Origin of the sequence: Sphingomonas hominis, assembly GCF_013328205.1 — a bacterium.
In the GTDB taxonomy this organism is placed as follows: domain Bacteria; phylum Pseudomonadota; class Alphaproteobacteria; order Sphingomonadales; family Sphingomonadaceae; genus Sphingomonas; species Sphingomonas hominis.
In genome coordinates this window covers 29,365-55,407 of record NZ_JABULH010000004.1, presented here as the reverse complement: position 1 = coordinate 55,407, position 26,043 = coordinate 29,365, and the positions used below count along the sequence as shown (strand labels likewise).

The window sequence follows — 26,043 nt, the reverse complement described above, 5'->3', positions numbered from 1 at the left end:
TATCACTCAGACAATTGATTGCAAACCATCATCGCGCTTGGTATGTGAGCGCTAACGCAGACGTTCCGGGGTGCTCACGCGGCCCGCGACCCTGCCGGATCGAAGACCTGCCAATAGCCGCAACAGAAGGCGAGACGCAGGTCGGTAAGAGGGGATGATGAAATGCAGCAATACGTTCGCGCGCGCTCCGGAACCGGTCTTCTGTCGAAGCGACTCGGCCTGCTGGCCGGCGCCACCAGCCTGGCTGCATTGGCCTGGGCGAGCCCGGCGTTGGCGCAGGATCAGTCCAGCCTTCAGAACAGCACCACCAGCCAGCCGAACGCGGCACAGCCGGCAGTGCCCGCGACTGCCAACACCACCTCGGCGCAGGAAGCCGGACAGCCTCAGGATACGGTAACCGCGCCCGATACCTCGCAGGGCAACAGCGTCACCGGCGAGGACATCATCGTCACCGGCCTGCGCGGCTCGCTCCAGCGCAACCTCGACCTGAAGCGATCATCCTCGGGTGTTGTCGACGTCATTTCGGCCGAGGATATCGGCAAGTTCCCCGATTCGAACGTCGCCGCGTCGCTGCAACGCCTGCCCGGCGTGTCGATCCAGCGCTCGGGTTCGCGTGGCGAGCCGACCGGCATCACTGTTCGCGGCTTCGGCAACGACTTCAACACCACCCTGTACGACGGGCGCCGCATCTCGACCGCGACAGGCAACCGGCAAATTGACTTCAGCACGGTCGGCGTCGACTTCATCGGACAGTTGAGCGTGCTCAAGACGCCCGACGTTTCGCTCGCGTCGAGCTCGATCGGTGCCACGGTCAACATCGGCTTTCCTAATCCGTTCGATCACCCCGGCTTCCGCCTGGCGGCGAGCGGTTCGGGATCGATCCAGGACCGTTCGGGCAAGGTTGTGCCGACCGCGGGATTGCTGATCAGCAGCACCAATGCCGACGAAACACTCGGCGTGCTGGCCGACGTGATCTACACGCGGCGTGATACCGATACCAACCGCGTCTACGTCTCGGGTACGCCCGGCGGTTTCTTCGCACCATGTCAGCTGACCGGCAGCACGGCGTCGACCTGTAATCCGCGCGATCCAGGCACCGGCGTACCCGCCAGCGACGCCCGCACCATCACCGGCTTCTTCCCCCAGCAATATGGCGCCGAACAGCAGCGGGTCGAGGACGAGCGCGTCGATGCGCGGATCTCGCTGCAATATCACCCGACCGACGCGCTGATGGTGACGCTCGACAACAATTTCTCGCGCCAGGAAATCACCTCGAACAATTACGCGTTCGGCGTCTGGTTCAACCAGGGCGACCTGCGCAACGTGACACTGGACGAGAATGGTGTTGCGGTCGACTTCACGCAGGCCGGAACGCCGACCGACTTCACCGCCGCGCTCAACAAGCAGTTGCTGCAGACCAACCAGACCGGCCTGAACGTCAAGTATGACGTTAATGACAATCTGACGCTCGAAGCCGACGGTGCTTACGCCAAGAGCTGGCTGAACCCCGGTCGTATTATCGGCAGCCAGAACGGTGATATCGGTTACGGCACGCGGCTCGGCAACAATCTGCGCTTCACGATCGACGGTGACAGCAGCGACGCCTTCCCCTCGATCAGCAATTTCGGACCGGCGGGTAATTCGGCTGCCTGGGCCGATCGCTCGGTGATCGGATCGCACGTCGCGGTCAACCAGACGCAGCACAATACCGACGAGCTGATCCAGTTCCGCGGCAATGCGACGTGGAAGCAGGACGACCTGACGCTGAAGGCCGGCGGCCAATATTATCAGGACACGTTCAATTTCCGCAACGAGAGCACGTTCACCAACAACTTCTGGCAGGCCTATGCCGGGTACGGCGCACCGTCTGGCGGCTCGGCGGGTATCGCACCGCTGCCGGACAGCTTGTATCGCGGATCGATTAGCCTCAACAAGTTCATTCCCGGCTTCGATGGCAGCCTGCCGCCGTCGGTGTTCGTGTTCCGTCCTAGCGACTATCAGAACTTCCTGAGCAGCCAGGGCAATCCGCAGGCGCAGAACGTGCCCGGGTTCAACTACGCCAACGTCAACGGTTTCACCGGCAGTTTCGACGAACAGGTCGATCCGGGCAGCGTGTTGCGCGTACGCGAGCGGACATGGTCGCTCTATCTGGCCGCGAACTTCCGCACCGAGCTTGGCGGGTTGCCGTTCACGCTGAACGCGGGCGTGCGGAACGAATATACCTCGCTGATAGCAACCGGACAGGGTCGTCTTCCGACCGCATTGGTGACCAGCACCGCCGATCGAACCTTGCTGAGCATTCCGACCTACACCGAGGTTCAGCCGGTGCGGAATGACAGCTCCTACTCCTATCTGCTGCCCAGCCTGGATGCGAAGCTGGAGCTGACCGACAATCTGATCGTGCGCTTCGATGCGTCGCGGACCCTGACGCGGCCGACGCTGAGCCTGCTCAATCCGGTTTTGAACGTCGGCAACGGGCAGCGGATCGGCGCGCTGAACGCCAGCGGCGGCAACCCGAACCTGAAACCCCATCTGGCCGACAATTTCGATATCGGCGCGGAATGGTATTACAAGCGCAACTCTTACCTGTCGGTCGGGTTGTTTCTGAAGAACGTCAGCAACTTCGTGGTCGCGGGCGTGACACGGCAGCCGATCAACGGGTTGATCGATCCGACCACGGGCCAGCTCGCCAGCTTCGCGGTGTCGCAGCAGGTGAATGGTCCAGACGCGACCGTGCGCGGCATCGAAGTGGCGTGGCAGCAGGTGTTCGGCGACACCGGTTTTGGCTTCCAGGCCAACGGCACGCTGGTGGACACGAATCGGCCGTATGATCCGACCAACATCAGCCAGTCGGGCTTCGCGGTCACCGGCCTCGCCAACTCAGCCAATTTCGTCGGCTTCTATGACAAGAACGGCTTCCAGTTCCGCACCGCGCTCAACTGGCGTGACGAGTATCTGCTCCAGTTCGGGCAGAACCAGAACACCGGTTCGTTCGGTGCCGAGCCGACCTTCGTCGATCAGAGCTTCCAGATCGACCTGACGTCGAGCTACGACATCAACAAGAACTTCAGCGTCTTCGCCGAAGCGTTGAACATCAACAACAACCAGCAGAGCACGCACGGCCGCTACGGCAACCAGTTGCTCGACGTGTTCGATTACGGTCGCCGTTACTCCGCGGGTGTCCGCTATCGTTTCTGAGGTCTCCTCCCTGGCGGGGCGCGACCTGGTTGCGCTCCGCCGTTTTTTCGAACACGTTTTGCCATGAACGAGATCAAGAACATCGTGATCGTGGGCGGCGGAACCGCCGGCTGGCTGACCGCGGGCATCATCGCCGCGCGGCACCAGGCACGCCGCCCACACGGCTTCACCGTGACGCTGGTGGAATCACCCAATGTGCCGATCATCGGGGTCGGCGAAGGGACCTGGCCGACGCTGCGCAGCACGTTGCGCCAGATGGGCGTATCCGAGACAGATTTCTTTCGTGAGTGCGATGCCGCGTTCAAGCAGGGCGCGCGCTTCAACCGTTGGACCACCGGCGCAGTCGACGACGGCTATTACCATCCGCTGATGCTGCCGCAGCAGTTCGGGCAGGTGAACCTCGCACCGCACTGGCTCGCCGACGACGGCGGCGACACGTTCTGCGACGCGGTAACCTCGCAAGGCCGCATCTGCGACCAGGGTCTGGCGCCAAAGACGATCACGACGCCGGAATATGAGGGGCAGGCGAATTACGCCTACCATCTCGACGCGGGCAAGTTCTCTCACTTCCTGCAACGCCATTGCTGCGAGAAGCTGGGCGTTCGCCACGTGCTGGCCGACGTGACCGAGATTCACCTTGACGAGCAAGGCGACATCGACCGCCTCGACACCGCGCAGGGGCAGACGATCGAGGGCGACCTGTTCGTCGACTGCACCGGCTTCGCCGCACTGTTGATCGGCGGGGCGATGAAGGTCCCGTTCCGCTCGTGCAGCGATACCTTGTTCTGCGACACCGCCCTCGCCGTCCAAGTGCCCTACGATCGCCCCGACGCGCCGATCGCGAGCCATACGATCTCGACCGCGCAAACGGCCGGGTGGATTTGGGACATCGGCCTGCCGACCCGGCGCGGGGTCGGGCACGTTTTCTCCAGCAGCCACGTCGACGTCGAGACCGCCGAGCGCGAGTTGCGCGACTATCTGGGTGCGGCGGCACGTGACTTGCCGATCCGGCGGCTGTCGATCCGCGCCGGCCACCGCGAGCGCTTCTGGGTGCGCAATTGCGTCGCGGTGGGGCTGGCGGCGGGCTTCCTGGAACCGCTCGAAGCGTCGGCGATCGTGCTGATCGAACTGTCGGCAAAGATCATCGCCGAGCAGATGCCGGCGTGCCGCGAGGTGATGGACGTGGTCGCGCGGCGGTTCAACGACACCACCGCCTATCGCTGGGGCCGGATCATCGACTTCCTCAAGCTGCATTATGCGTTGACGCAGCGCACCGACACCGATTTCTGGCGCGACAATGCGCGTGCCGAGACGATGCCCGACCGGCTGCGCGAGCTGATGGCGCTGTGGCGATATCAGTCGCCATGGCTGCACGAGGAGTTCGACCGCGCGGACGAGGTGTTCCCTTCCGCCAGCTACCAATATGTCCTCTACGGCATGGGCGCGCGAACCGCGTTGCCGCCCGGCACGATCGAGCGGGACGCCGCGACCGCGCGCCGCGCGCGGCGCGACAACCAGATCAGCACCGACCGCCTGTTGCGCAGCCTGCCGGCGCACCGCGCGCTGATCGACCGCATCGTCCAGCACGGCATGCAGCCGTTGTGACCCACCGAAAGCCCTTCGCCATGCCGACCACCCTCGCCCGCCTAAGCCTGTGCGCGATGCTGCTCGCGGGTGCGACACCGGTGCTGGCCGCGCCCCGCCTCGACGGCGTGTTGAGCGACCACGCGGTGGTCCAGCGCGGACGCCCGATCGTGCTGAGCGGACAAGCCGCGCCGAACGAGACGGTAATGATCGCGCTGGCGGGTCGAAGCGTCACCACGCGCACCGACAAGGCCGGCCGGTTCGACGCGCGCCTGCCCGCGATGGCGGCCGGCGGTCCCTACGACCTGACGATTGCGGCGCCGAGCGGGGCGGTGGCGCTGCACGACATCCTGATCGGCGACGTGTTCCTGTGCTCGGGCCAGAGCAACATGGAATTGCAGGTGTCGCAGGCGCAGGACCTGATCCCCGACGCGCATCCGGAACGCGACGAGCAGCTGCGGTTGCTGACGGTCGCCAAGGTTTCCGCCGCCACGCCGGCGGCACGGTTCGACACGCAACCCGCGTGGGTGGTCGCGGATGCAGCGAGCGTTCCAACGTTCTCCGCCGCATGCTTCTACATGGTGCAGTCGCTGCGGCGCACCGCCAAGGTGCCGATCGGCGCGATCCACTCGAGCTGGGGCGGTTCGCGGATCAGCGCGTGGATGAGCGATCCGGCATTGCGCCAGGCCGGCATGGGCGCGCCTGCCGACCTGCTGCGGCTCTACGCGCGCGATCCTGCGGCAGCGAACCGCCAGGCCTCGTCGATCTGGGAAGAATGGTGGCGCGCGGGCTCGGGCGACGCGGCGGGCCGCGAACCGTGGCAACCGGACGCGGCGCTCGACTGGCGCCCGGTGCCGGTCATGAGCAATGTCGAGACGTGGGGCGTGCCCGAACTTGCCGACTATAACGGCATGCTGTGGTATCAGCGCACGGTCGACGTGACGGCCGAGCAGGCGCGCGGCGCAGCCACGTTGGTGCTCGGCCGCGTCGACGATGCCGATCGGACCTGGGTCAACGGTGTCGGCGTCGGCGGCAGCAGCCTCGCCCCCGCCTCGCGCGTTTACGCGCTACTAGCGGGTACGTTGAAGGCCGGTCGCAACGTTATTACCGTCAACGACGACGACGTGTACGCGTACGGCGGGATGACCGGCCCGGCGGAGACGATGCGGCTGTCGTTCGCCGACGGCAGCAGCGTCGCGATCGGCGACGGCTGGCGCTATGCGATCGCAAAGCGACTGGCCGGTGCCGCGCCGCGGGTGCCGTGGGACGACATCAACGGCGCGGGCACGCTCTACAATGCGATGATCGCGCCGCTCGGCCCGACGCAGCTCGCGGGGGTCGCCTGGTATCAGGGCGAGTCGGATACCGGTATCCCGGGCTACGACCGGCGGATGACAGCGCTGATCGCCGACTGGCGGAAACGGTTCGGCACACCGGAGACGGGCTTCGCGATCGTTCAGCTCGCAAACTACGGCGCGCCTTCGACCCGGCCGGGCGAGAGCGGATGGGGCGACGTGCGCGACGCGCAGCGCCGCGTCGCCGCCGCGGACGCGCACGCGGGCATCGCGGTCGCGCTCGACTTGGGCGACGCGCTCGACATTCATCCGGGCGAGAAGCACGAGGTGGGGCAGCGGCTAGCCCGCGTGATGCGCGCCGCGGTGTACCGCGAGCCGATCGCGCCGTCCGGACCGGCGATCGCCGCCGCGAGCGCGAGTGGCGACAGCGGCGTCACGCTGCGCTTTTCCGGCGTTACCGGTGCGCTGCACGCGCGCAGTGCCGCGCGCGCGATCGGGTTCGAATTGTGCGGCGCGGGTGCCGGAACGTGCCGATACGCGATGGGTGTCGTGACCGGCAGTGAGGTGACGCTGCCGGGCGACGGACGGCCGGTGACCCGCGTCCGCTACGCCTGGGCCGACGCGCCGGTCACCAACCTCGCCGACGAGGCGGGGCTGCCTGTCGGTACATTCGAGGTGCCGGTGACGAGCGCGCCGTAACAGACATTGTCGGCGCACAAGGCGCACCAAAGGGGGAGAAGACGATCATGCGCGCAACCATCGGCGCGGTGCTGCTGACAACGGCAGCGGCGATCCCGGCCCTGACCGGAGCGGCACCGATCGCGGCTCCGACAGCGGGTAGCAAGGCCCCGCTCCCCGCCACGCAGGCCGCCGACGAGGCCGAGACGCTGGCCCGTGCGATGGTCGCGCGCATGACGCGCGAGGAGAAGCTGTCGCAGATGCTGAATGTCGCGCCGGCGATCCCGCGGCTCGGCGTGCCGGCACATAATTGGTGGACCGAGTCGCTTCACGGCGCGCTGGGGCCGCTCCCCGCCACGAACTTTCCCGAGCCGATCGGGCTTGCCGCGACGTTCGACGCGCCGCTGGTCCACGACGTCGCGGGCGCGATCGGCACGGAGGTGCGCGGCCTGCACACGCTGGGACGACAGACCGGCCGCAACGGGCGGATCGGCACCGGGCTCGACACCTGGTCACCCAACATCAACATCTTTCGCGATCCGCGCTGGGGGCGCGGCCAGGAAACCTACGGTGAGGACCCGTATCTGACCGCCGCGATGGGCGTCGCGTTCGTGACCGGCATGCAGGGACCGAACCCGGATCGACCGCAGGTGATCGCGACGCCCAAGCATTTCGCGGTGCACAGCGGTCCCGAAGGCACGCGGCATCAGGCCAACGTCTTCGTCTCCGCGCACGATCTGGAGGATACCTATTTGCCCGCGTTCCGCGCCGCGCTGATCGAGGCACGCGCGGGTTCGGTGATGTGCGCCTACAACCGGATCGACGGTCAGCCCGCCTGCGCGAGCGACCTGTTGCTCAAGGATCATCTGCGCGGCGCGTGGGGGTTCACCGGCTACGTCGTGTCCGACTGCGATGCGGTGAAGGACATCGCCGACAACCACAAATATGCGCCGGACGGCGCGACCGCTGTTGCTGCGGCATTACGCGCGGGCGTCGACAATGAGTGCAACACCGAGACGCTGAACGACACCGCCGGGCTGGAGGACCGCTACCGCGAGGCGCTGCGCCGCGGTCTGATTACCGAAGCGGATCTCGACCGCAGCCTCGTGCGCCTGTTCGCCGCGCGCTACCGCGTCGGCGACCTGCCCGGTCTGGCCGGCGCGCGCGCGGCGGTGCCCGTCAGCATGGTCGGCGTGCCCGAGCATCGGCGCCTGGCGCTGACGGCGGCCGAGCGGTCGATGGTGCTGCTTAAGAACGACGGCGTTCTCCCCTTCAAACCCGGTGTGAAGGTCGCGGTGATCGGGCCGCTGGGTGACGCGACGCGCGTGCTGCGCGGCATTTACTCGTCGCCTTTGTCCGGGCATCCGGTGTCGGTGCTGGAGGGATTGCAGGGCGCGATGGGCAGCGCGCAGGTGTCGCTGGTGCCGTTCGGGGAGTCGGTGACCGACGGTGACCGCGTGCCGACCGCCGCGCTGATGACCCCCGACGGCAAGCCCGGCCTGCTCGCGCGCTACTTCAACCCGGTCACGCCGATGCCGACGCGTTTCGCGCCCGGCACGCGCGAGAAGCTGATCGCCGCGGCCAAGTACCAGAGCACGCCCGTCGCCACGCGGATCGAGCCCGATGTCGGCGACCGCAATCTCGACCTTCCGAAGGTTGCCGACGTGCATCGCACCGAGTGGACCGGCTTTCTGGTGCCGCCCGAGAGCGGCACCTACCGCGTGGGTCTGTCGGGTGCGGGCGGAACGATGACGCTTGACGGCAAGCTGGTTTCGGATCGGCGCGAGGCGCGCTGGAACGACCTGCCCGGCATGACCACGCTCGATCTGCAAGGCGGTCGACGCTACGCGATCCGGGTCGAGGGAAGCGGCGTCGATCTGGTGTGGAAACGCGTGTCGCGCACGCCCGCCGCCGACCTGCGGCGGGCAGCCGCGGCGGCGGACGTACTGGTCGCGGTCGTCGGACTGACATCCGACCTGGAGGCGGAGGAAACGGGCGTGTCGGTGCCGGGCTTCGCAGGCGGCGACAAGACGACGCTCGACCTGCCGGCGGACCAGCTCGCGATGCTGGAGGTCGCGCGCGCCACCGGCAAGCCGATCGTCCTCGTCGCGATGAACGGCAGCCCGATCAATCTTAGCTGGGCGCAGGACCATGCCGCCGCCATCCTGGAGGCCTGGTATCCGGGCGAGACGGGCGGCACCGCGGCGGCCAACATCCTGACCGGGCGCACCAACCCGTCCGGGCGTCTGCCGCTCACCTTCTACCGCAGCGTTGCCGACCTGCCGCCGTTCGGCGATTATGCGATGACCGGACGAACCTATCGCTACTTTACCGGAACGCCCGTGTACCCGTTCGGTCATGGGCTCAGCTACACGCGGTTTGACTATGCGCCGCTCACTGTAACACCGGCGCGCGGTGGCGCGGAGGCAGGCGTGCGGGTGACCACGCGCGTGACCAACCGCGGCAGCCGCGCGGGCGAGGAAGTGGCGCAATTGTACCTCACCTTCCCCGATCGGCCGGGCGTGCCACGAATCGCCTTGCGCGGCTTCCAGCGCGTCGCGCTACGCCCCGGTGAGACGCGCGAGATCGCATTCGCGCTCTCGCCGCGCGACCTGAGTTCGGTGACGCCGGACGGTGTGCGCTCGGTCGCCGCCGGCGGCTACCACGTCACGGTGGGCGCAGGGCAGCCGGGTACCGGCGTGCCGTTCCAGTCGGCGCAGTTCACCGCGCGTCAATCGGCGGCGTTGCCCAAGTGAGCGCGCGCTCGACCCGCCGTGCGCTCGCGTCCCTGCTGCTGGCAGGGCTGTGCGCCTCATCCATCGCGACCGCGCAGGTCGCCGATCCGCTCGCCGCGACCGGTCGCTGGAGCGCGAACACCGACGGCAGCGCCCCCTTGCCGCCGATGGGTTGGAACTCGTGGAATGCGTTCAACAGCGACGTCGACGAGGAAAAGGTGCTCGCGTCCGCGCGCGCGCTGGTCGATACCAAGCTTGCGGCGCTCGGCTATCGCTACGTCGTGATCGACGACGGTTGGTGGCTCAAACGACGTCAGCCGGACGGGCGGATGCTGATCCGCACCAGTCACTTTCCCTCCGCCGCGACCGGCTCCGATACGAGCTTCCGCCCCCTCACCGATCGCCTGCACGCGATGGGGCTGAAGGCCGGCATTTACTCCGACATCGGCCGCAACAGCTGCGGACAAATCTACACGCCCGATTTCAAGAACCAGCCCGAAGGCAGCGTCGCGGAGCGCGAGGTCGGCTTGTACGGCCACGTCGACCAGGACATCCGCCTGTATTTCGCTGATTGGAACTTTGACTTCATCAAGGTCGACGGTTGCGGTGCACGCGGCCTGCCCGCCGACGCGCCGCGCGTGCGCTCCGGATTGTACCGCGCGCTGCCGCCGCTGGTCGACATGCAGTCGCTCGGCGGATCGGACGTGGCGGGCATCCGCGCGCTCTATGAGCAGGTGCACACGGCGCTGCGTACCCACGCGGCGGGGCGCGATTACGTCTATGCCTTGTGCCTGTGGGGTGCGGGCGACGTGCGTGCATGGGGCAAGGACGTCGGCAACATGTCGCGCACCAGCGACGACATCCAGCCGGTGTGGGCACGGATGCTGACCAACTTCGACACGGTCACGCACCGCGCGCTCTACGCGCATCCCGGCTCGTGGAACGATCCGGACATGCTGTTCGTCGGCACCGGCGATTTCGACGCGGCGCACCTCACCGAAGCGCGATCGCACTTCGCCTTATGGGCGATGGTCAACGCGCCGCTGATCATCGGCTACGACCTGCGCGCGCTGACCCCGAAATTGCAGGCGATCTTCGGCAATGCCGAGATCGTCGCGCTGAACCAGGACGCGGCGGGCAACCAGGCCGTGCTCGCCTACGATTCGGACGAGGTCCAGATCCTGGTCAAGACGCTGGCCGACGGCGAAAAGGCCGTGGCGGTGTTCAACCGCACGGCCGCGCCGGCCAAGGCGGTGATGACCGCCGCGCAGTTGAAGCTGAACCCGGCGGCGGACGTCCGGCTGCGCGACCTGTGGAGCAAGGCGACGCAGACGTTTCGCGGCGAACTGCTACTGGCGCTCGCGCCGCACGAGACCCGCATCTTCCGGGTGTCGGGCACGCGACGCATGCCGAACGGGCGCTACCTGTCGGAGCTGACCGGCCGCGTCAATGCCGCGGTGGACGGCGTCGTGGTGCCCGAACCCGATCCGACCATCCATCATTCGATCACGCCGTGGATTGGTACGCGCGGCGCGGGCGAGCATCCGCAATATGGCGGTTGGGGCGGCGCGGAGGTCGACAGGGCACCGTATGGCAAGCTGATGCGTGTCGCGGGCAAGGAGTATGATACCGGCATTGGCGTCTTGTCGAACTCGCGGCTGGAAGTGCGCAACGCCGGTTACGCGACGTTCACCGCGTCGGTCGGGGTCAACGACTCAGGGCAGCCCGGCTCTGGCACGACCACGTTCGAGGTGTGGGGCGACGGCCGGCTGCTCGCACGATCGCGCGCGATGGCGTTCGGCGATCCGGCCGCGCCGCTCACCGCCAACGTCCGCGGCGTCAGGATCGTGGAACTGGTAGCGCGCGCGAGCGGTGCACCGGTCGGCGCACGTCCCGCGCCCGCGATCTGGGCGGACGCCGCGCTGCTGCGGTAGTCCCGCCAGCGGGTGGGCGGTGATGCGACCCGCCTCACCCGGCTGCCGGGATGCGATCGTTAGCCGATGAGGCATCGAAAACTGGGCGGTACCCTTCGGCACCGCCCAGTCTCCGATAGCCAGATCAGCGCAAATCTAGCACCAGCACCGATTTTGCCGGCACCGTCGTGCTCAGCGTGCCGTTCGCCACCTGCGCGGCGTTGAACGGCTGCGGAGTCACGGTGTCGGGCGCGGCGAAGCTGTTGTGCGCGTCCATCGTGGTGCCGGTGACGATCCGGCCGCTCGCCTGCGTCGCCTGCAATCCGGCGAGCGACAGCGTGACCGGCATCGCGCGATTTGGATCGAGATTGACGAGGGCGACGTGAACTTGCCCGCTCGTGTCGCGCACCGCCGACGCGCTGACCGCGGGCAGTGCGAACTCATCCTTGTGGTAGTAAGGCGTGGTCAGCGTGACCGGCAGCGTCGTCGCGCCCTGCCATGGCTTGTACAGGTCGAATACCCAATAGGTCGGCGTCTTCACCATGCGCGCGCCGTCGGTCAGCAGCATCGCCTGCAGCACGTTCACCATCTGCGCGATCGCCGCCATCCGCACGCGGTCGGCATGATGCGCGAAAATGTTGAGGTTGAGCCCCGCCACCACCGCGTCGCGGATCGAGTTCTGCTGCTCCAGGAAACCGGGGTTGCTGCCCGGCGTCGGGTCGTACCACGTGCCCCATTCGTCGACGGCGAGCATCACGCGCTTGGCCGCGTCATACTTGTCCATGATCGCCGAATGCTTGGTGATGAACTCGTCCATCAGCAGTGTGTGCGCCATCGTCGAGGCCCACTCGCGCTCGGGAAAGCCGAGCGCCGCGCCCTTGTCGTTCCAGTCCTTATCGCGCGGACGGGTGTAATAATGCAGCGCCAGTCCGTCGATGTTCTTGCCCGCGATCCGCATCATCGCGTCGGTCCAGTCGTAGTTCGAGTCGCTCGGCCCGCTCGCGATCTTGAGCATCGGGCCGTTGGCGGATTTCGCGAACTGCGCATATTGGTTGGTCAGGTCGGCCGCGTACTCGGCGCGCATGTTGCCGCCGCAGCCCCACAATTCGTTGCCAATCCCGAGGTAGCGGACCTTCCACGGCGCGGCGTGGCCGTTGCGCTCGCGCTCCTTCGCCAACATCGTCGTGCCCTTGGGCGCCGTCATATACTCGACCCATTGCGAGGTCTCGGCCGGCGTGCCGCTGCCGACGTTCGCGGACACGTAGGTGCTGCCGCCCAGCCGGTCCATCAGCCCGAAATACTCGTGCGTGCCGAAGGCATTGTCTTCGTTGACGCCGCCCCAGTTGGTGTTGACCTTGGTCGGGCGCTTGCCCGCCTGCCCAATGCCGTCGCGCCAGTGATATTCGTCGGCGAAACAGCCGCCGGGCCAGCGTACCATCGGCACGTTGATCGCCTTCAACGCCGCCAGCACGTCGCTGCGATAGCCGGCGTCGTTGGGAATACGCGATCCGCGGCCGACCCAGATACCGCCGTAGATGCCATGGCCGAGATGCTCGGCGAACTGGCCGAACACGTCCGGGTGCATGACCGGGCCGGGCTTGTCCGCGTTGAGCGTCGCGGTCGTGATGGCGACCGGCTCCTGCGCCACTGCCGCGACTGGCACCGTGCCTGCTAACAGCAGCGCGAGCGATGCCAGTCGGCGGCTGGCGCGAGTGGACCGACCGGTGACGTGGTGATGCGAAGTCATACTCTCCCTTTCGGCCGCTTCGATCCGCATACGGGCACGACCCTCCTGATTTGTCCGACTAGTTTAACGCCTCGACCCACTTGGCGCGAGTATTATCACGGGCGCTGGAACGACCACCGACCTGCCGGGCTGGCGGGATCAAAGGGTACGAGGCTCGGCGTGCTGGCGCCGATAGCGACGAGCGCGAGCCTGGTGCGGCCGGGCGTTCCCTTGGGCATGATGCGGTAGCTACCGTCGGTCAGCTGATCCACCTGCCACAATTGCTCATCCGCGCCGGTGAAGGCGGGTATTGTCTTCACCTCGCCGCGCGCGTTTGCTGCCAGCGCGCGGTCGGTCTTAGCGATGGTGATCTTGTAGAACGGCGCGCCGAAATAGCCGCCTGCGCCGGCGACCGGCGTGATCGTCCAGCGCTGATGCGGGCGATTCATGTAATCCGCGAGATCGACGCGGATGCGACCCTTTGGCCATACGGCCGAGTCCTCGGCAAGCGTCTGGTCGGGCAAAGGCGCGACCGGGTCGGTCGGTTTCGCCATAAAGCTGCGCCGCGGATCGAACGGCACGCGCACCACGTCGGTGGCGAGCCCAAGCGCGTAGCCGCTGCGCTCGGACATGATTTCGTAAGTGCCGGGCACGACGTTCTCGCCCGCGGCCGGCCAGCCGTTCGTCCAGCGCAGCGGCGCGATCGCGAGCACGCTGCGTCCGCTACGATCGAGGTCGGCCTCATAATGCATCGAGAACTTCTCGACGCCGCCGTCCAGCTGGATCAGCCCGAAGTGACCGGGGCCGAAATTGCGGCCGCGCGCGCTCACCACCATCTTGCCACCGCCGCGCAGCAGCGGCGTACCCATGTGGTCGAGATAGGGCCCGAGCGGACTGCGCGCGCGGCCGACGCGGATGTGGTAAGTCGAGTTCGGCCCGTCGCAGCACGTGCCGTGCGTGCCGAGTAGATAGTACCAGCCGTCGCGGAACATCATCGCGGTGGCTTCCATGTCGATCGCGACATCGACCGGCTGGTTGCCTGCCACACGCAAGCCCGTTTTCGGATCGAGCTCGACGATGCGGATCGGCCCGAAATAGGTGCCGTACGTCAGCCAAAGCCGCCCATCCTGGTACAGGAATGCCGGGTCGATCGCGTCGACGGTTTCCACCCCGTCGCTCGACGCCACGACGCCGACGTCGTGGTACTTGAACTCGGGCGACTTGGGATCGAGCGACAGCGTCCACATGATCTTGACCAGGCTGGCATGCCCGCCCGACATCCCGCCACCGCCGATTGCATAGGCGACATAGTAGCGCTCGCCGATCTTGATCACGTCGGGCGCGACGCCGCCGCCGGGGCGTTCCGGTCCGCTACGCCATGTCCAGCCGTCACGCGACACCAGCCCGCCGCCACGCGTGCCGAACGTGTAGTAGCTGCCATCCGACTCGGTGACGGTCGACGGATCGTGGATGAAAACGTCGCCGGCGAGTTGCGCCGCGGCGGGAACCGCGCCCGCCGTCAGGCCGAGCGCGAGCGCGATGATGGTCGTGAGCTTAGCGGACATCATTCTTGATCCCGGTGATCGGTCGCCCTTGGGCGTCGAGGAAGCGGATGCAGAAGTCGCTGAGCCCGGGCCCGTTGATCACCGCGCCGCGAATGACGTTGCGACCCTTTTTCAGCGTGATGCGGTCGGACAGCACGTCGTCCATCACCATGCGGCGGTCGTTGAACAGTCCGACCGCTTCCTGACCGTTCAGCCACCACATCGATGCGGAATTCGACCCCACCGCCATGCGCACGTCGCGCATCTCACGCGGGGAGTCGACGATCGTGACCACCCAGAAGATGACGCCGTAGGTCGGCTTGCCGAGCGCCTTGGCGAAGTCGAACAAGCGGACGTTGAACGCGGTCGATTCGAGCGCGTGCCACGCGAGCGGCTGCGCACCGGCGCGCACCACCTGCCCGTCGCGCGGCATGGCCGTCAGCTGACCCGGAAAGTAAGGCGTGGTCAGCGCCTGGCGAACGTAGCTGCCGGTGAAGCCGGCGTTGCTGCGATTGGGCTTGTTGATCGGCTCCAGCAGCAGCCAGCGGCGCAGGAAGCCGTCACGGTCGGGCGTCGTCGCGCCCGGCGTGACCCGCTGAAAGCCGGGTGGCACGATCGACTGAGCACCACCAACCGCTTGCGCCCTGGCCTGCTGCCCCGATACGCCGGGTGCCGCGAGCGCCACCCCTGCCAGCAACACCAGTCCGGCGAGGCGGCGTGCACGTCGTTGCGGGTTCGTCATGCGCGTGACACGCCCGATTGATGAGAAGGTGAGCCGTATCGGTCGCTGTATCGCCTGGTCATCCCTGCTCCCTTGCCGATCGGGTCCGTCGTTCGCGAACCTACTGCCATCGCCGGCGTGTGGCTGGCACGATGATACCGCTACCCAGTTAGGTCAACGGTAAAACAAACCTCGTGGAGCTTTGCCCGACTTGCACTGGCGAGATACAATGGTAGCGCTATAGTGAAGCGAGATGAAGCGGTGGTGTACACGCCGCGCGAACACGAGGGGATCGCACATGAAGGCCACGAAACATGTCGCGCGGTTGATCACGGTGCTGCTGGCGGGCGCCTCCCCGGCACTCGCGCAGACCGGCACCGGGCGCGCCGCATCCGCGCCGGAACTGACGCTCAACGCACAAGGGTATTACGAAGCGCCCGCGGCCAACGTGCTCGTCTTCTCCAATTGGTACGATGGCCTGTTCGCCGATTCGAAGATCAGCGGTGTCGAGATCATCCAGCAGGGCGAGCGGATCGCCACGAACGGCGACGTGCGGCTGTCCGCGACGCCCGGGCAGTGGGACGCGATCGGCCGGCTGATCGATCGCCAGGTCGATGCCGCCACCGGCGCGATCACCGTGACCCTCGAATATCCCGATTATCAGTGGCGCTATCGTATTCGGTCGGAGAAGCGCGGCGGCGCGGTGGCGATCGCGGTGATCCTCGACCAGCCGGTGCCGGCGGCGCTCGCGGGCAAGGCGGGGTTCAACCTCGAACTCCTGCCCGCCGCTTATTTCCATCACAGCTTCATGGCGGACGGCGCGGGCGGCACCTTTCCGCTCTATCCCGCCGACGCGATGACGCGCACGCCCGAGCGCAACGCTGCTAGCGGACGCGCGGAAGGACTGGGTGCCGAGCCGATCGCGATCGCGCACGGCACGCGCTTCGTGCTGGCGCCGGAGGACCCCGCGCGGCGGGTGACGATCCGCTCCACCGCCGACGTGCAATTGTTCGATGGACGCAATCAGGCGCAGAACGGCTGGTTCGTGCTGCGCTCGCTATTGCCCGCGGGGAAGACCGGACGCGTGCTCGAATGGGTGGTGCAGCCGAACGCCGTGCCCGGCTGGCTGCGCGCGCCGGTGATCGCGCACTCGCAACTTGGCTACACGCCCCAGGCGCGCAAGATCGCGACGATCGAGCTCGACCGCGGTGACACGCGTGCCCTCCCCGCGCGGTTGCTGCGCGTCGGCGAGGATGGCGCGATGACGCCGGTCGCGACCGGGCCGACGACGCGCTGGGGCAATTACTTGCGCTACAGCTATCGCCAGCTCGATTTCAGCGCGGTGCGCACGCCGGGTACCTACGTGCTGGAATACGGCCAAACGCGGACCGCGCCGTTCCGCATCGCCGCGGACGTCTACGCCGGTGCGTGGCATCCGACGCTCGACGTCTATTTTCCGGTCGCGATGGACCATATGTTCGTCAACGAAGGCTACCGCGTCTGGCACGGCGACGCACACCGCGACGATGCTCGCCAAGCGCCGGTCAGCCACGAGCATATCGACCTCTACGCACAGGGGCCGACCACCGACACCCGGTTCAAGCCGGGCGAGCATATCCCCGGCCTCGCGGTCGGCGGCTGGTTCGACGCGGGCGATTTCGACATCCGCACCCAGTCGCAATATCAGGTGATCCGATCACTGGTGGATAGCTGGGAACGCTGGCACCCCACGCGCGACACCACCGCGATCGACTGGACCCGTCGCCGCACCGAGATCCACGTGCCCGACGGCACCCCCGATCTCCTTCAGCAGATCCGCCACGGCACGCTGCAACTGATCGCGCAGTTCGACGCGGTCGGCCACGCGATCCACGGCATCGTCGAGCCCGACGTGGCGCAATACACCCATCTGGGCGACGCTTCGACCAAGACCGACGGGCTGATCTACGATCCTGCGCTCAAACTGGGCGAAGAGCGCGGTGGGCGCAGCGGCACGCCCGACGATCGCTGGGCCTTTACCACCAAGGCATCTGCCCTGAACTACGGGTCGATCGCCGGCCTCGCCGCCGCATCGCGTGCGCTGGCCGAGGTCGATCCGGCGCTGTCGAAGAAAGCCCGCGATCTCGCGGTCAGGACCTGGGCCGAGGAGCAGTCGCACGCGCCCGATCTCTACCAGCACGGCAACACCACCGGCGGCCCGCTGGAGGCGGAGAAGTTCTCCGCCGCGGTGGAATTGCTGCGCACGACGCGCGATCCCGCCTACGCTGCGGCGGTGCAGGCGTCGTGGCCGGCGATGGAGAAGAGCTTCGCCTTCACGCTGCGCGACGCGGTGGCGGCGATCCCGCGGATGCCGGCGAGCTACCGCGCGGCGATGATCCCGGCGGTCAGGGCTTACGCGGCGAAGATGGAAGAAGCGACCAAGGCCAACCCGTTCGGCGTGACGATCACCACCGGCGGCTGGGCGGGCAGCGGCACCGTGCTGGGTCAGGCACTCAACGCCTACGTGCTGCACAAGGCTTTTCCCGAGATCGTGTCCACCGACGCGGTGTTCCGCGGCGCGGAGTTCCTGCTCGGCCATCATCCCGGATCGGACCTGTCGTTCGTGTCGGCGGTCGGCACCCGGTCGAAGGAGGTCGCCTACGGCAACAACCGCGCCGATTTCTCCTTCATCGCGGGCGGCGTCGTACCCGGCGTGCTGGTGATCAAGCCCGACTTTCCGGAGAACCACGAGGATTGGCCGTTCTTCTGGGGCGAGAACGAATATGTCATCCCCGAAGGCGCGATGTGGATCGAGCTGGCGCAGGCAATCAACGAACTCTCCGCCACGAAGGTCGCCAAGTGAGCGCCGCGATCCGGCCGCTGCTAGCACTGCTGCTCACCGGTACCGGCACGCTCGCCGCCGCGAGCGAAGCACCGCGGTTCAGCCGCTTCAGTTACGACGGCCGCGCGCAGCAGCGCGTGACAGTCGGGCCCGATCAGTACCGCAACCCGATCCTGTCCGGCTATTATCCCGATCCCTCGATCACCCGCGTCGGTGACGATTACTATCTGGTCCTCTCATCATTCGCGCACTTTCCCGGACTGCCGATCTTCCACTCAAAGGACCTCGTTGCCTGGACGCAGATCGGCAACGCGATCGACCGGCCGGACCAGCTCGACTTCACCAACATGCGCACGTCGCAGGCGGTATTCGCGCCCGACATCTCATTCCACGATGGGCTGTTCTACATCGTCAACACCTGCGTCGAGTGTGGCGGAAACTACGTCATCACGGCGAAGAGCCCGGCGGGGCCGTGGTCGAACCCGACGTGGCTGCCGTTCGAGGGGATCGATCCGTCGATCCTGTGGGAGGGTGACCGCGCCTATATCGTCAACAATCGCGCACCGAGCGAGCCGGCCCGCTACGACGGCCACCGCGCGATCTGGATACAGGAGTTCGACTGGCGCGCACGCAAGATGACGGGCCCCAGTACGCAATTGATCAATGGCGGCGTCGACTTGTCGAAGAAGCCGGTGTGGATCGAAGGGCCGCACATCCTGCGCAAGGATGGCTATTACTATCTGACTGCGGCCGAAGGCGGGACCAGCGTCAACCATTCGCAGGTCGTGTTCCGCTCCAAGACCCTGCTCGGGCCATATCTGCCTGGTCCCCGCAACCCGATTCTGACGCAGCGCGACCTTGATCCGGCGCGTCCCGATCCGATCACCTCGACGGGGCACGCCAAGTTCGTCCAGACGCCCAAGGGCGACTGGTACGCGACCTTTCTCGGCACGCGTCCGTACGCGGGCGATTACTATAACATCGGGCGAGAGACGTTCCTGCTGCCGGTGACGTGGACAGACGGGTGGCCGGTGATCCTGCCACACGGCACGCCGGTGCCGCTGGTCGCGCCGCGTCCAAACCTGCCGCGCAGCCCCGCCCCCGCGCTGCCGACCAGCGGTGCGTTCGCCTACGTCGATGAATTCGACGGTCGCACGCTCGCCTTACCCTGGATCGGCGTGCGGACGCCCAGGGCGCCGCTCTACACGCTCAGCGACGGCAATCTGGTGCTAGGGCGCGCGACCCGGATCGGCGACCGCTCGGGCGCACCCGCCTTCGTCGCGCGGCGACAGCAGCACCACCGCGCGACGATCTCTACCACCCTGCGCTTCGCACCCGATCGGGATGGCGAGCGCGCCGGCCTGGTCGCCATGCAGAGCGACGACAATTACCTGTTCTTCGGCGTGACGTGGCTGGCCGGCAAACGCGTGGTGGCGCTCTATACCGGCGATGCGGGCAAGGAACGGCTCGTCGCCTCCGCCCCGGTCCGAACCGGGCCGGTCACGCTGACGATGGAGGCGAACGGCGGGCAGATGTCCTTCACCGTTGCCACGGGCGCTGCCACGCGCAGCCTTGCGCGCGACGTGGATGTCCGCTTTCTCAGCACCAACGTCGCGGGCGGTTTCGTGGGAACGCTGATCGGGCCATACGCCTGGTACCGGTGACCGGGCGGCACCCGGGGAACCGCTCCCCGACGCACCGGCGCTACCCTCGCCCGCCTCAAACGATCTCGAGCACGGCCGTCTTCAACTGCGCGGAGCTGGGGCCGGCCATGATGTGGAATTGACCTGGCTCGACCACCTCGCGCATCGTGTCGTCCCACAGGGCGAACGCGTCCGGGCTTAGCGTGAAACGCACCATACGGCGTTCGCCCGGTGCGAGAGTCACGCGCTCGAACCCTTTCAGCTCCAGCACCGGCCGCGCGACCGACGCGACCAGGTCGTGGACGTAGAGCTGCACCACCTCGTCCCCGGCGCGCGTGCCGGTGTTGGCGACCTCGACCAATACGGTAACCGAGCCCGCCCGCGCGATACGCGCTGCCGACAGTTGCGGCGCGCCGACATCGAACGTCGTGTAGCTGAGCCCGTGTCCGAAGGGGAACAAGGGCGCGGTGTCGGCGAAGAGATAACCGCGCTGCGTCGACGGCTTGCGGTTATAGTAAAACGGCACCTGTCCGACCTCGCGAACGACCGTGACGGGCAGTTTGGCGCCGGGATTGATGCGCCCGAATAGCGCCTCGGCCATCGCGGTTCCGCCCTCCTGCCCCGGATACCAGCATTCGAGGATTGCGTTCGCGTGCGCCACGACGCCCGGCCAACTCGTCGGGCGTCCGTTGATCGCCGCGACGACGATCGGCTTGCCGAGCGCGTGCAGCGCGTCGAACAAGGCATTCTGCTCGCCCACCAGGTCGAGCGTCGTGCGGTCGCCCAGATGCGTGCTGGCAAACCCCTCACGGCTGGTCTGCTCGGTGTCGCCGATCGCGAGGACGATCGCGTCGGCGCCGCGCGCCAGCTCCACCGCTTCGGCGATCAGTGCGCGGTTCGCCGCCGGGTCGGCGAGCAGCACCGCGTCGGCGGAGCGGTCCTCGCTTCTGGTGATGAACACACCCTGCGCGTGGACCACCTCAGCCGCGTTGCCGACCAGCGCGCGAACGCCGTCGAGCAGCGACACGGCCTGGCGCGGCGGCGCGGAATAGCCGCCTAGCCGCGCGACCGCCGCGTTGGGTCCGATGACGGCAATCCGTCCCGCAGGGCGGAGCGGCAGCGTGCCGTCGTTGGTCAACAGGCACAGCGACTTGCGCGCGGCCTCCAGCGCCAGCGCGCGCGCCGGCGCATTGCCGGTCAGCCGCTCGGCCGCGCCTGCGTCGACGAACGGCTGCTCGAACAGACCGGCGTGAAACTTCATCGCCAGGATACGCGCGCACGCGGTGTCGACATCGGCGATCGCCACGGTTCCCGCCCGCACCTGCGCCGCCAGCGTGCGATAGGCGAGCCCATCGGGCAGCGCGCTGTCGACGCCCGCGCGCAGTGCGGCGCGTGCCGCCGCCTCGCGAGTTGGCGCCACGTGATGGATCGTTTCCAGCTCCTCGATCGCGCCATAATCGCTGACCACGGCACCCTTGAACCCCCATTCACCGCGCAGCACGTTGCCGAGCAACCAGCGGTTGGCGTGACTCGGGACGCCGTCGATCTCGTTGTATGACGGCATCACCGCGCCGATCCCGGTGCGCGTCACCACCGCGCGGAACGGCGGAAAGAAGCTCTCGCGCAGCTCGCGCTCACCCAGCGGCGCGGGGCCGATGTTATTGCCCGCCTGCGGCTGTCCGTGCCCGGTCATGTGCTTCAGCGTCGCGAACACCTTCCCCGGCGCGAGCGTCTCGCCTTCCCCTTGCAGGCCCTGAACCGCCGCGACACCCATCTCGCCGCACAGATACGGGTCCTCGCCGAACGTTTCCTCGATACGCCCCCAGCGCGGGTCGCGCGCGATGTCGACGACGGGCGACAGGGCCAGGTGGCTGCCGTGCGCGCGCACCTCGCCGCCGATCACGCCCTGCACGCGGCGCATCAAATCGCGATCGAACGTACCTGCCAGCGCAATCGCTTGCGGGAACATGGTCGCGCCCGCCGCCATGTAGCCGTGCAGCGCTTCCTCGTGGAAGATGACCGGGATGCCGAGACGCGTCTCCTCGCGTGCCCAGCGCTGCACCGCGTTGACGAAGGCGATCGTCGACGCCGATCCGCGGAAGCGTGCACCGGTGCCCCCCGCCACTGCCGCGATCTCCGGCCCGCCGCGCAGGTCGGACGGACGCGTCACCTGACCGAAGCCGGCCGGGTAGGCTGCGCTCGCGCGCGCAGGATCGAACGCCAGCCCGCCCGGCTGCATCACCTCCGACTTGGTTCCCCACAGCGCGATCAGCTGCGCGACCTTCTCCTCCAGCGTCATGCGCCCGAGCAGGTCACGCACGCGTAGATCGGTCGGCGCGCGAGGGTCGCGGTAGATCGCGCGCGGCTCGGCCGCGGCGAGCACGCCCGACGTGAGCGCGACGAGCGCCGTGGACCCAGTCCAGCGCAGCAGGCTACGCCGCGACAGCGTCGCTGAATTGTTGGTGCCCGACATGCGATCCTCCCGTGTGCGACGTGGGCGTCATTGCTAATGCGCCGGTCGCCGTGATAGCGATACCATGCTGAATCGGACCGAGCATTGCAATGCATCGGTGGTCGGCGGGAGGATGATGATCACGCTCGCTTCACGAATGCTGATGATCGCCGCGGCGTGCCTCTCTGCCGGCTACGCGCGCGCCGAGGACGGTTACGACCTGTGGCTGCGCTACCGAACATCTGTGTCCTCGTCCGGCGCGCCTCGCGTCTCACCCCGGATCGACACGCGATCGAGCTCCCGAATGATGGTCGCCGCCGCCGATGAGTTGCGTCGCGCACTGGCGGGGCTGAGTACCGCGCAGGTGGCGATGCTTGGTCCCATAGTCGTCGCCACCGCTGGCGACCCGGACGTGCGGGCCCTCGACCTGCCGCTCGCACTGCTGGGTGACGAGGGTTACCTGGTCCGAACCGTAACACTTGCCCGCGCGCGCGTCACCTTGGTCACCGCCAACACCGAGCGCGGGGCCTTGTACGGCAGCTTCGCGCTGTTGCGCCACCTGTACACCGGCGGCGATCCGCGTCGCATCGCGCTGTCGTCAGCCCCGCGCGTTCACCTGCGCATCCTTGACCATTGGGACAATCTCGATGGCAGCGTGGAGCGCGGCTACGCTGGTCAGTCGCTGTGGGACTGGTGGACGCTGCCCGACTATCGTGATCCGCGCTACACCGATTACGCGCGGGCCAATGCCTCGATCGGCATCAACGGCGTGGTGCTCAACAACGTCAACGCGAGCGCCGACACCCTCACCGCGCGCTACATCGCGAAGGCGGCGGCGCTCGCCGACATATTTCGCCCGTACGGCATCAAGGTTTATCTCTCCGCACGCTTCTCCGCGCCGATCGAGCTGGGCGGACTGGCGAGCGCCGACCCGCTCGACCCACGCGTCGCCGCCTGGTGGCGCGCCAAGGCGGACGAGATATACCGGGCCATTCCCGACTTCGGCGGCTTCCTGGTCAAGGCCAACAGCGAGGGACAGCCGGGTCCGCGCGACTATCACCGCAGCCACGCCGATGGCGCGAACATGTTGGCCGCCGCGGTCCGCCCACACGGTGGCGTCATCATGTGGCGCGCCTTCGTTTACGCCGACACCGACCCCGACGATCGCGCAAAGCAGGCGTGGACCGAATTCAAGCCGCTCGACGGGCAGTTCGCCGACAACGTGATCGTTCAGGTCAAGAACGGCGCGATCGATTTTCAGCCGCGTGAGCCCTTCCATCCCCTGTTCGGTGCGATGCCGCGCACCGCGCTGATGCCCGAATTTCAGATCACCAAGGAATATCTCGGGCAAGCGACGCATCTGGCGTATCTCGGCCCCTTGTTCGCCGAAACGTTGCGCGCGGACACGATGGCGCATGGCTCGGGATCGACCGTGGCCCGGATCATCGATGGATCGATCGAGCATCATCGGCTGACCGGGATCGCCGGGGTCGCCAACGTCGGACGCGATCGCGACTGGAGCGGATCGACCTTCAACCAGGCAAACTGGTACGCGTTCGGCCGGCTGGCGTGGGATCCCGCGCTCGATCCGCGCGCGATCGCGCGCGAGTGGGCGGCGATGACCTTCGCGCCCGCGATCGCCAAGCGGGTCGCCACGATGATGATGCCTTCGCGCGAGGCAGTGGTCGACTACATGACCCCGCTCGGGCTCGCGCACCTGATGGCGACCGGGCATCATTATGGGCCGGAGCCGTGGGTGTCCGGCCTGAAACGGCCCGAGTGGAACCCGGTCTATTATCACCGCGCCGACCGCAACGGCATCGGCTTCGACCGGACCGCGAGCGGCAGCAACGCGGTCGCGCAATATGCCCCGGCGCTCGCGCGACAGCTGTCCAACCCGGCGACGACACCGCCGAGCGAGCTGCTGTGGTTTCACCATCTGCGCTGGGATCATCCGATGCCCTCTGGCCGGACATTGTGGACCGAGCTCGTGCAGCGCTACGACGCCGGTGTCGCGCAGGTGGGCGACATGCGCCGACAATGGAACGGCTTGCGCCCGCAAGTCGACGCCGAACGCTGGGAAAAGACCGCGACGTTTCTGGACATCCAGGCGCGCGAAGCCGCGTGGTGGCGCGATGCCAGCATCGCTTACTGGTCGTCGATCAACGGCTTGCCCCTGCCCGCCGGTACGCGCCCGCCCGCGCACGATGTGCGCTGGTACGAGGCGCAGCGCTTTCCCCACGCACCTGGCAATCCGCAGTGACGGAGCGGCAGCGGCTCGCTCACCAGGCCGGCAGCGCGGCCACCTTACCCGATGGTCGCGGCACCGCGCGCGGTCTCACGCCAGCAATTACAGGAGCATGACCATGGCGATCACCCGACGCGAAGGATTGTACACGCTAGCCGGTCTGGCCGCCGCGGCGCAGCCAGGACCCCGGACGGAAGCGTTCGCGCGCGCGATGCTGGCTGACGACGCTTCGACCGGCTCCCCGCCGGCTGGCGGACTACAGGCACTCGCCGCCGCCCGCGGCCTGCGCATCGGGTCATGCTTCGCCTGGGGCCGACCGGGCGCGGACCGCGGATCGTTCGCCAACCCAGCTTACGCGGCGCTGCTCCGCCGCGACTGCGGCATCCTGGTGCCCGAGAATGAGATGAAGTGGCAGGCGATCCGGCCGAGCGCGACGCGGTTCGACTTCACCCGCCTCGATGCAATGATCGGCTGGGCGGAAAAGGTCGGGCTTCCGGTGCGTGGCCACAATCTGCTGTGGCATCAACCCAAATGGATGCCGGCGTGGGAGGAAGCGCACGATTTCGGCGCCAATCCGTCGCGGGCGGCGCACGATCTGCTCGTCGGCCACATCGACACGGTGTGCAAGCGCTACAATGCCCGCATCCGCAGCTACGATGTCGTCAACGAGGCGGTGAACCCCGCGGACGGCACGCTCTACGATACGGCATTGTCGCGCGCGCTGGGCAGCCCACAGGAAACGCTCGACCTGACGTTCCGCGCTGCGCGCGCCGCCGCGCCGAACGCGCAACTGGTCTACAACGATTACATGAGCTGGGAGCCGGGTAACGCCACGCACCGCGCCGGCGTGCTCAGGCTGCTCGAAGGCTTCAAGGCACGCGGCGTCCCCGTCGACGCGCTGGGCGTGCAATCGCATATCGTCACGCAGGGCGTCGATGCGCGTGTCAGCGTCGCTTCACTCGAGGGCGAGTGGCACCGCTTCCTCGATGCGGTGACGGCCATGGGTTACGACCTCGTCATTACCGAACTCGACGTGCGCGACAATGCGCTGCCCGCCGACATCGCCGTGCGCGACCACGCCGTTGCGGATTTCACGAGAGGCTATCTCGACGTCATGCTGTCCTATCCGTCGCTGCGCGACATTCTGCTGTGGGGCATGACCGATCGCTACAGCTGGATCGAAGGGTTCGAGCCGCGCAAGGACAAGGCCGCGCGCCGCCCTTGCCCCTACGACGCAAACTTCAAGGCCAAGCCGATGCGTTCCGCGATCGCGGCTGCGATCACCGCAGCGCCGCCGAGAGCCTGACGTACCCGCAACGACGGGGACTATGCGGACCACCGGTGTTGTGGATGGGAATTGGCTGACAGGTGCTGACGAGCTCTTCGATCGCTCGCGCCACGCCGGATCGGCGCTTCGGCGCTGGCTCGTACTAGCCCCGCAAATCTAGCAGGCTTCCGACAGCACGAACGCGGGGCATCCGGCAT

13 protein-coding genes are annotated in these 26,043 nt (G+C 67.4%); 9 read left to right on the top strand and 4 right to left on the bottom strand.

Annotated features, from left to right (window positions below; translation table 11 throughout):
* Positions 1-162: 162 nt before the first annotated feature.
* The 5 genes from HRV97_RS10340 to HRV97_RS10320 all read left to right on the top strand — a co-directional run bounded on the left by HRV97_RS10340 (position 163) and on the right by HRV97_RS10320 (position 11,424).
* The gene (locus tag HRV97_RS10340) at positions 163-3,198 is read left to right on the top strand and encodes a TonB-dependent receptor (RefSeq protein WP_174194204.1); all 3,036 of its coding nucleotides are present in this window, start codon (positions 163-165) and stop codon (positions 3,196-3,198) included.
* A 63-nt stretch (positions 3,199-3,261) separates the two neighbouring features.
* On the top strand, positions 3,262-4,803 hold the full coding sequence (locus HRV97_RS10335) for a tryptophan halogenase family protein (RefSeq protein WP_174194203.1): 1,542 nt from the start codon (positions 3,262-3,264) through the stop codon (positions 4,801-4,803).
* Positions 4,804-4,823: 20 nt separating this feature from the next.
* On the top strand, positions 4,824-6,776 hold the full coding sequence (locus HRV97_RS10330) for a sialate O-acetylesterase (protein WP_174194202.1): 1,953 nt from the start codon (positions 4,824-4,826) through the stop codon (positions 6,774-6,776).
* A gap of 47 nt (positions 6,777-6,823) precedes the next feature.
* Complete coding sequence (locus tag HRV97_RS10325) at positions 6,824-9,511, top strand: glycoside hydrolase family 3 N-terminal domain-containing protein (RefSeq protein WP_174194201.1); 2,688 nt, start codon at positions 6,824-6,826, stop codon at positions 9,509-9,511.
* Complete coding sequence (locus HRV97_RS10320; RefSeq protein WP_174194200.1) at positions 9,508-11,424, top strand: NPCBM/NEW2 domain-containing protein; 1,917 nt, start codon at positions 9,508-9,510, stop codon at positions 11,422-11,424. Before HRV97_RS10325 ends, HRV97_RS10320 begins: the two co-directional genes overlap by 4 nt.
* 124 nt (positions 11,425-11,548) lie before the next feature.
* Here HRV97_RS10320 and HRV97_RS10315 read toward each other — a convergent pair whose 3' ends face one another.
* The 3 genes from HRV97_RS10315 to HRV97_RS10305 all read right to left on the bottom strand — a co-directional run bounded on the left by HRV97_RS10315 (position 11,549) and on the right by HRV97_RS10305 (position 15,415).
* Entirely contained in the window at positions 11,549-13,150 is a 1,602-nt protein-coding gene (locus HRV97_RS10315) for an alpha-N-arabinofuranosidase (protein WP_174194199.1), read from the bottom strand.
* A gap of 95 nt (positions 13,151-13,245) precedes the next feature.
* Entirely contained in the window at positions 13,246-14,697 is a 1,452-nt protein-coding gene (locus HRV97_RS10310; protein WP_246248675.1) for a family 43 glycosylhydrolase, read from the bottom strand.
* Positions 14,684-15,415, bottom strand: coding sequence for an acetylxylan esterase (locus HRV97_RS10305; protein WP_174194198.1), 732 nt, complete (start codon positions 15,413-15,415; stop codon positions 14,684-14,686). Before HRV97_RS10305 ends, HRV97_RS10310 begins: the two co-directional genes overlap by 14 nt.
* A gap of 277 nt (positions 15,416-15,692) precedes the next feature.
* On the opposite strand from HRV97_RS10305, the gene HRV97_RS10300 reads away from it, so the two are divergent.
* A complete protein-coding gene (locus HRV97_RS10300; protein WP_174194197.1) occupies positions 15,693-18,236 on the top strand; it encodes a glycoside hydrolase family 9 protein in 2,544 nt (847 codons plus the stop codon).
* A complete protein-coding gene (locus tag HRV97_RS10295) occupies positions 18,233-19,879 on the top strand; it encodes a glycoside hydrolase family 43 protein (protein ID WP_425505760.1) in 1,647 nt (548 codons plus the stop codon). Before HRV97_RS10300 ends, HRV97_RS10295 begins: the two co-directional genes overlap by 4 nt.
* A gap of 55 nt (positions 19,880-19,934) precedes the next feature.
* Here the strand turns inward: HRV97_RS10295 and HRV97_RS10290 are convergent, their stop codons facing one another.
* Complete coding sequence (locus HRV97_RS10290; protein WP_174194196.1) at positions 19,935-22,331, bottom strand: glycoside hydrolase family 3 N-terminal domain-containing protein; 2,397 nt, start codon at positions 22,329-22,331, stop codon at positions 19,935-19,937.
* A 115-nt stretch (positions 22,332-22,446) separates the two neighbouring features.
* On the opposite strand from HRV97_RS10290, the gene HRV97_RS10285 reads away from it, so the two are divergent.
* Positions 22,447-24,573, top strand: coding sequence for an alpha-glucuronidase family glycosyl hydrolase (locus tag HRV97_RS10285; RefSeq protein WP_246248690.1), 2,127 nt, complete (start codon positions 22,447-22,449; stop codon positions 24,571-24,573).
* A gap of 103 nt (positions 24,574-24,676) precedes the next feature.
* On the top strand, positions 24,677-25,864 hold the full coding sequence (locus HRV97_RS10280) for an endo-1,4-beta-xylanase (protein ID WP_343044487.1): 1,188 nt from the start codon (positions 24,677-24,679) through the stop codon (positions 25,862-25,864).
* The last annotated feature ends 179 nt before the right edge of the window (positions 25,865-26,043 follow it).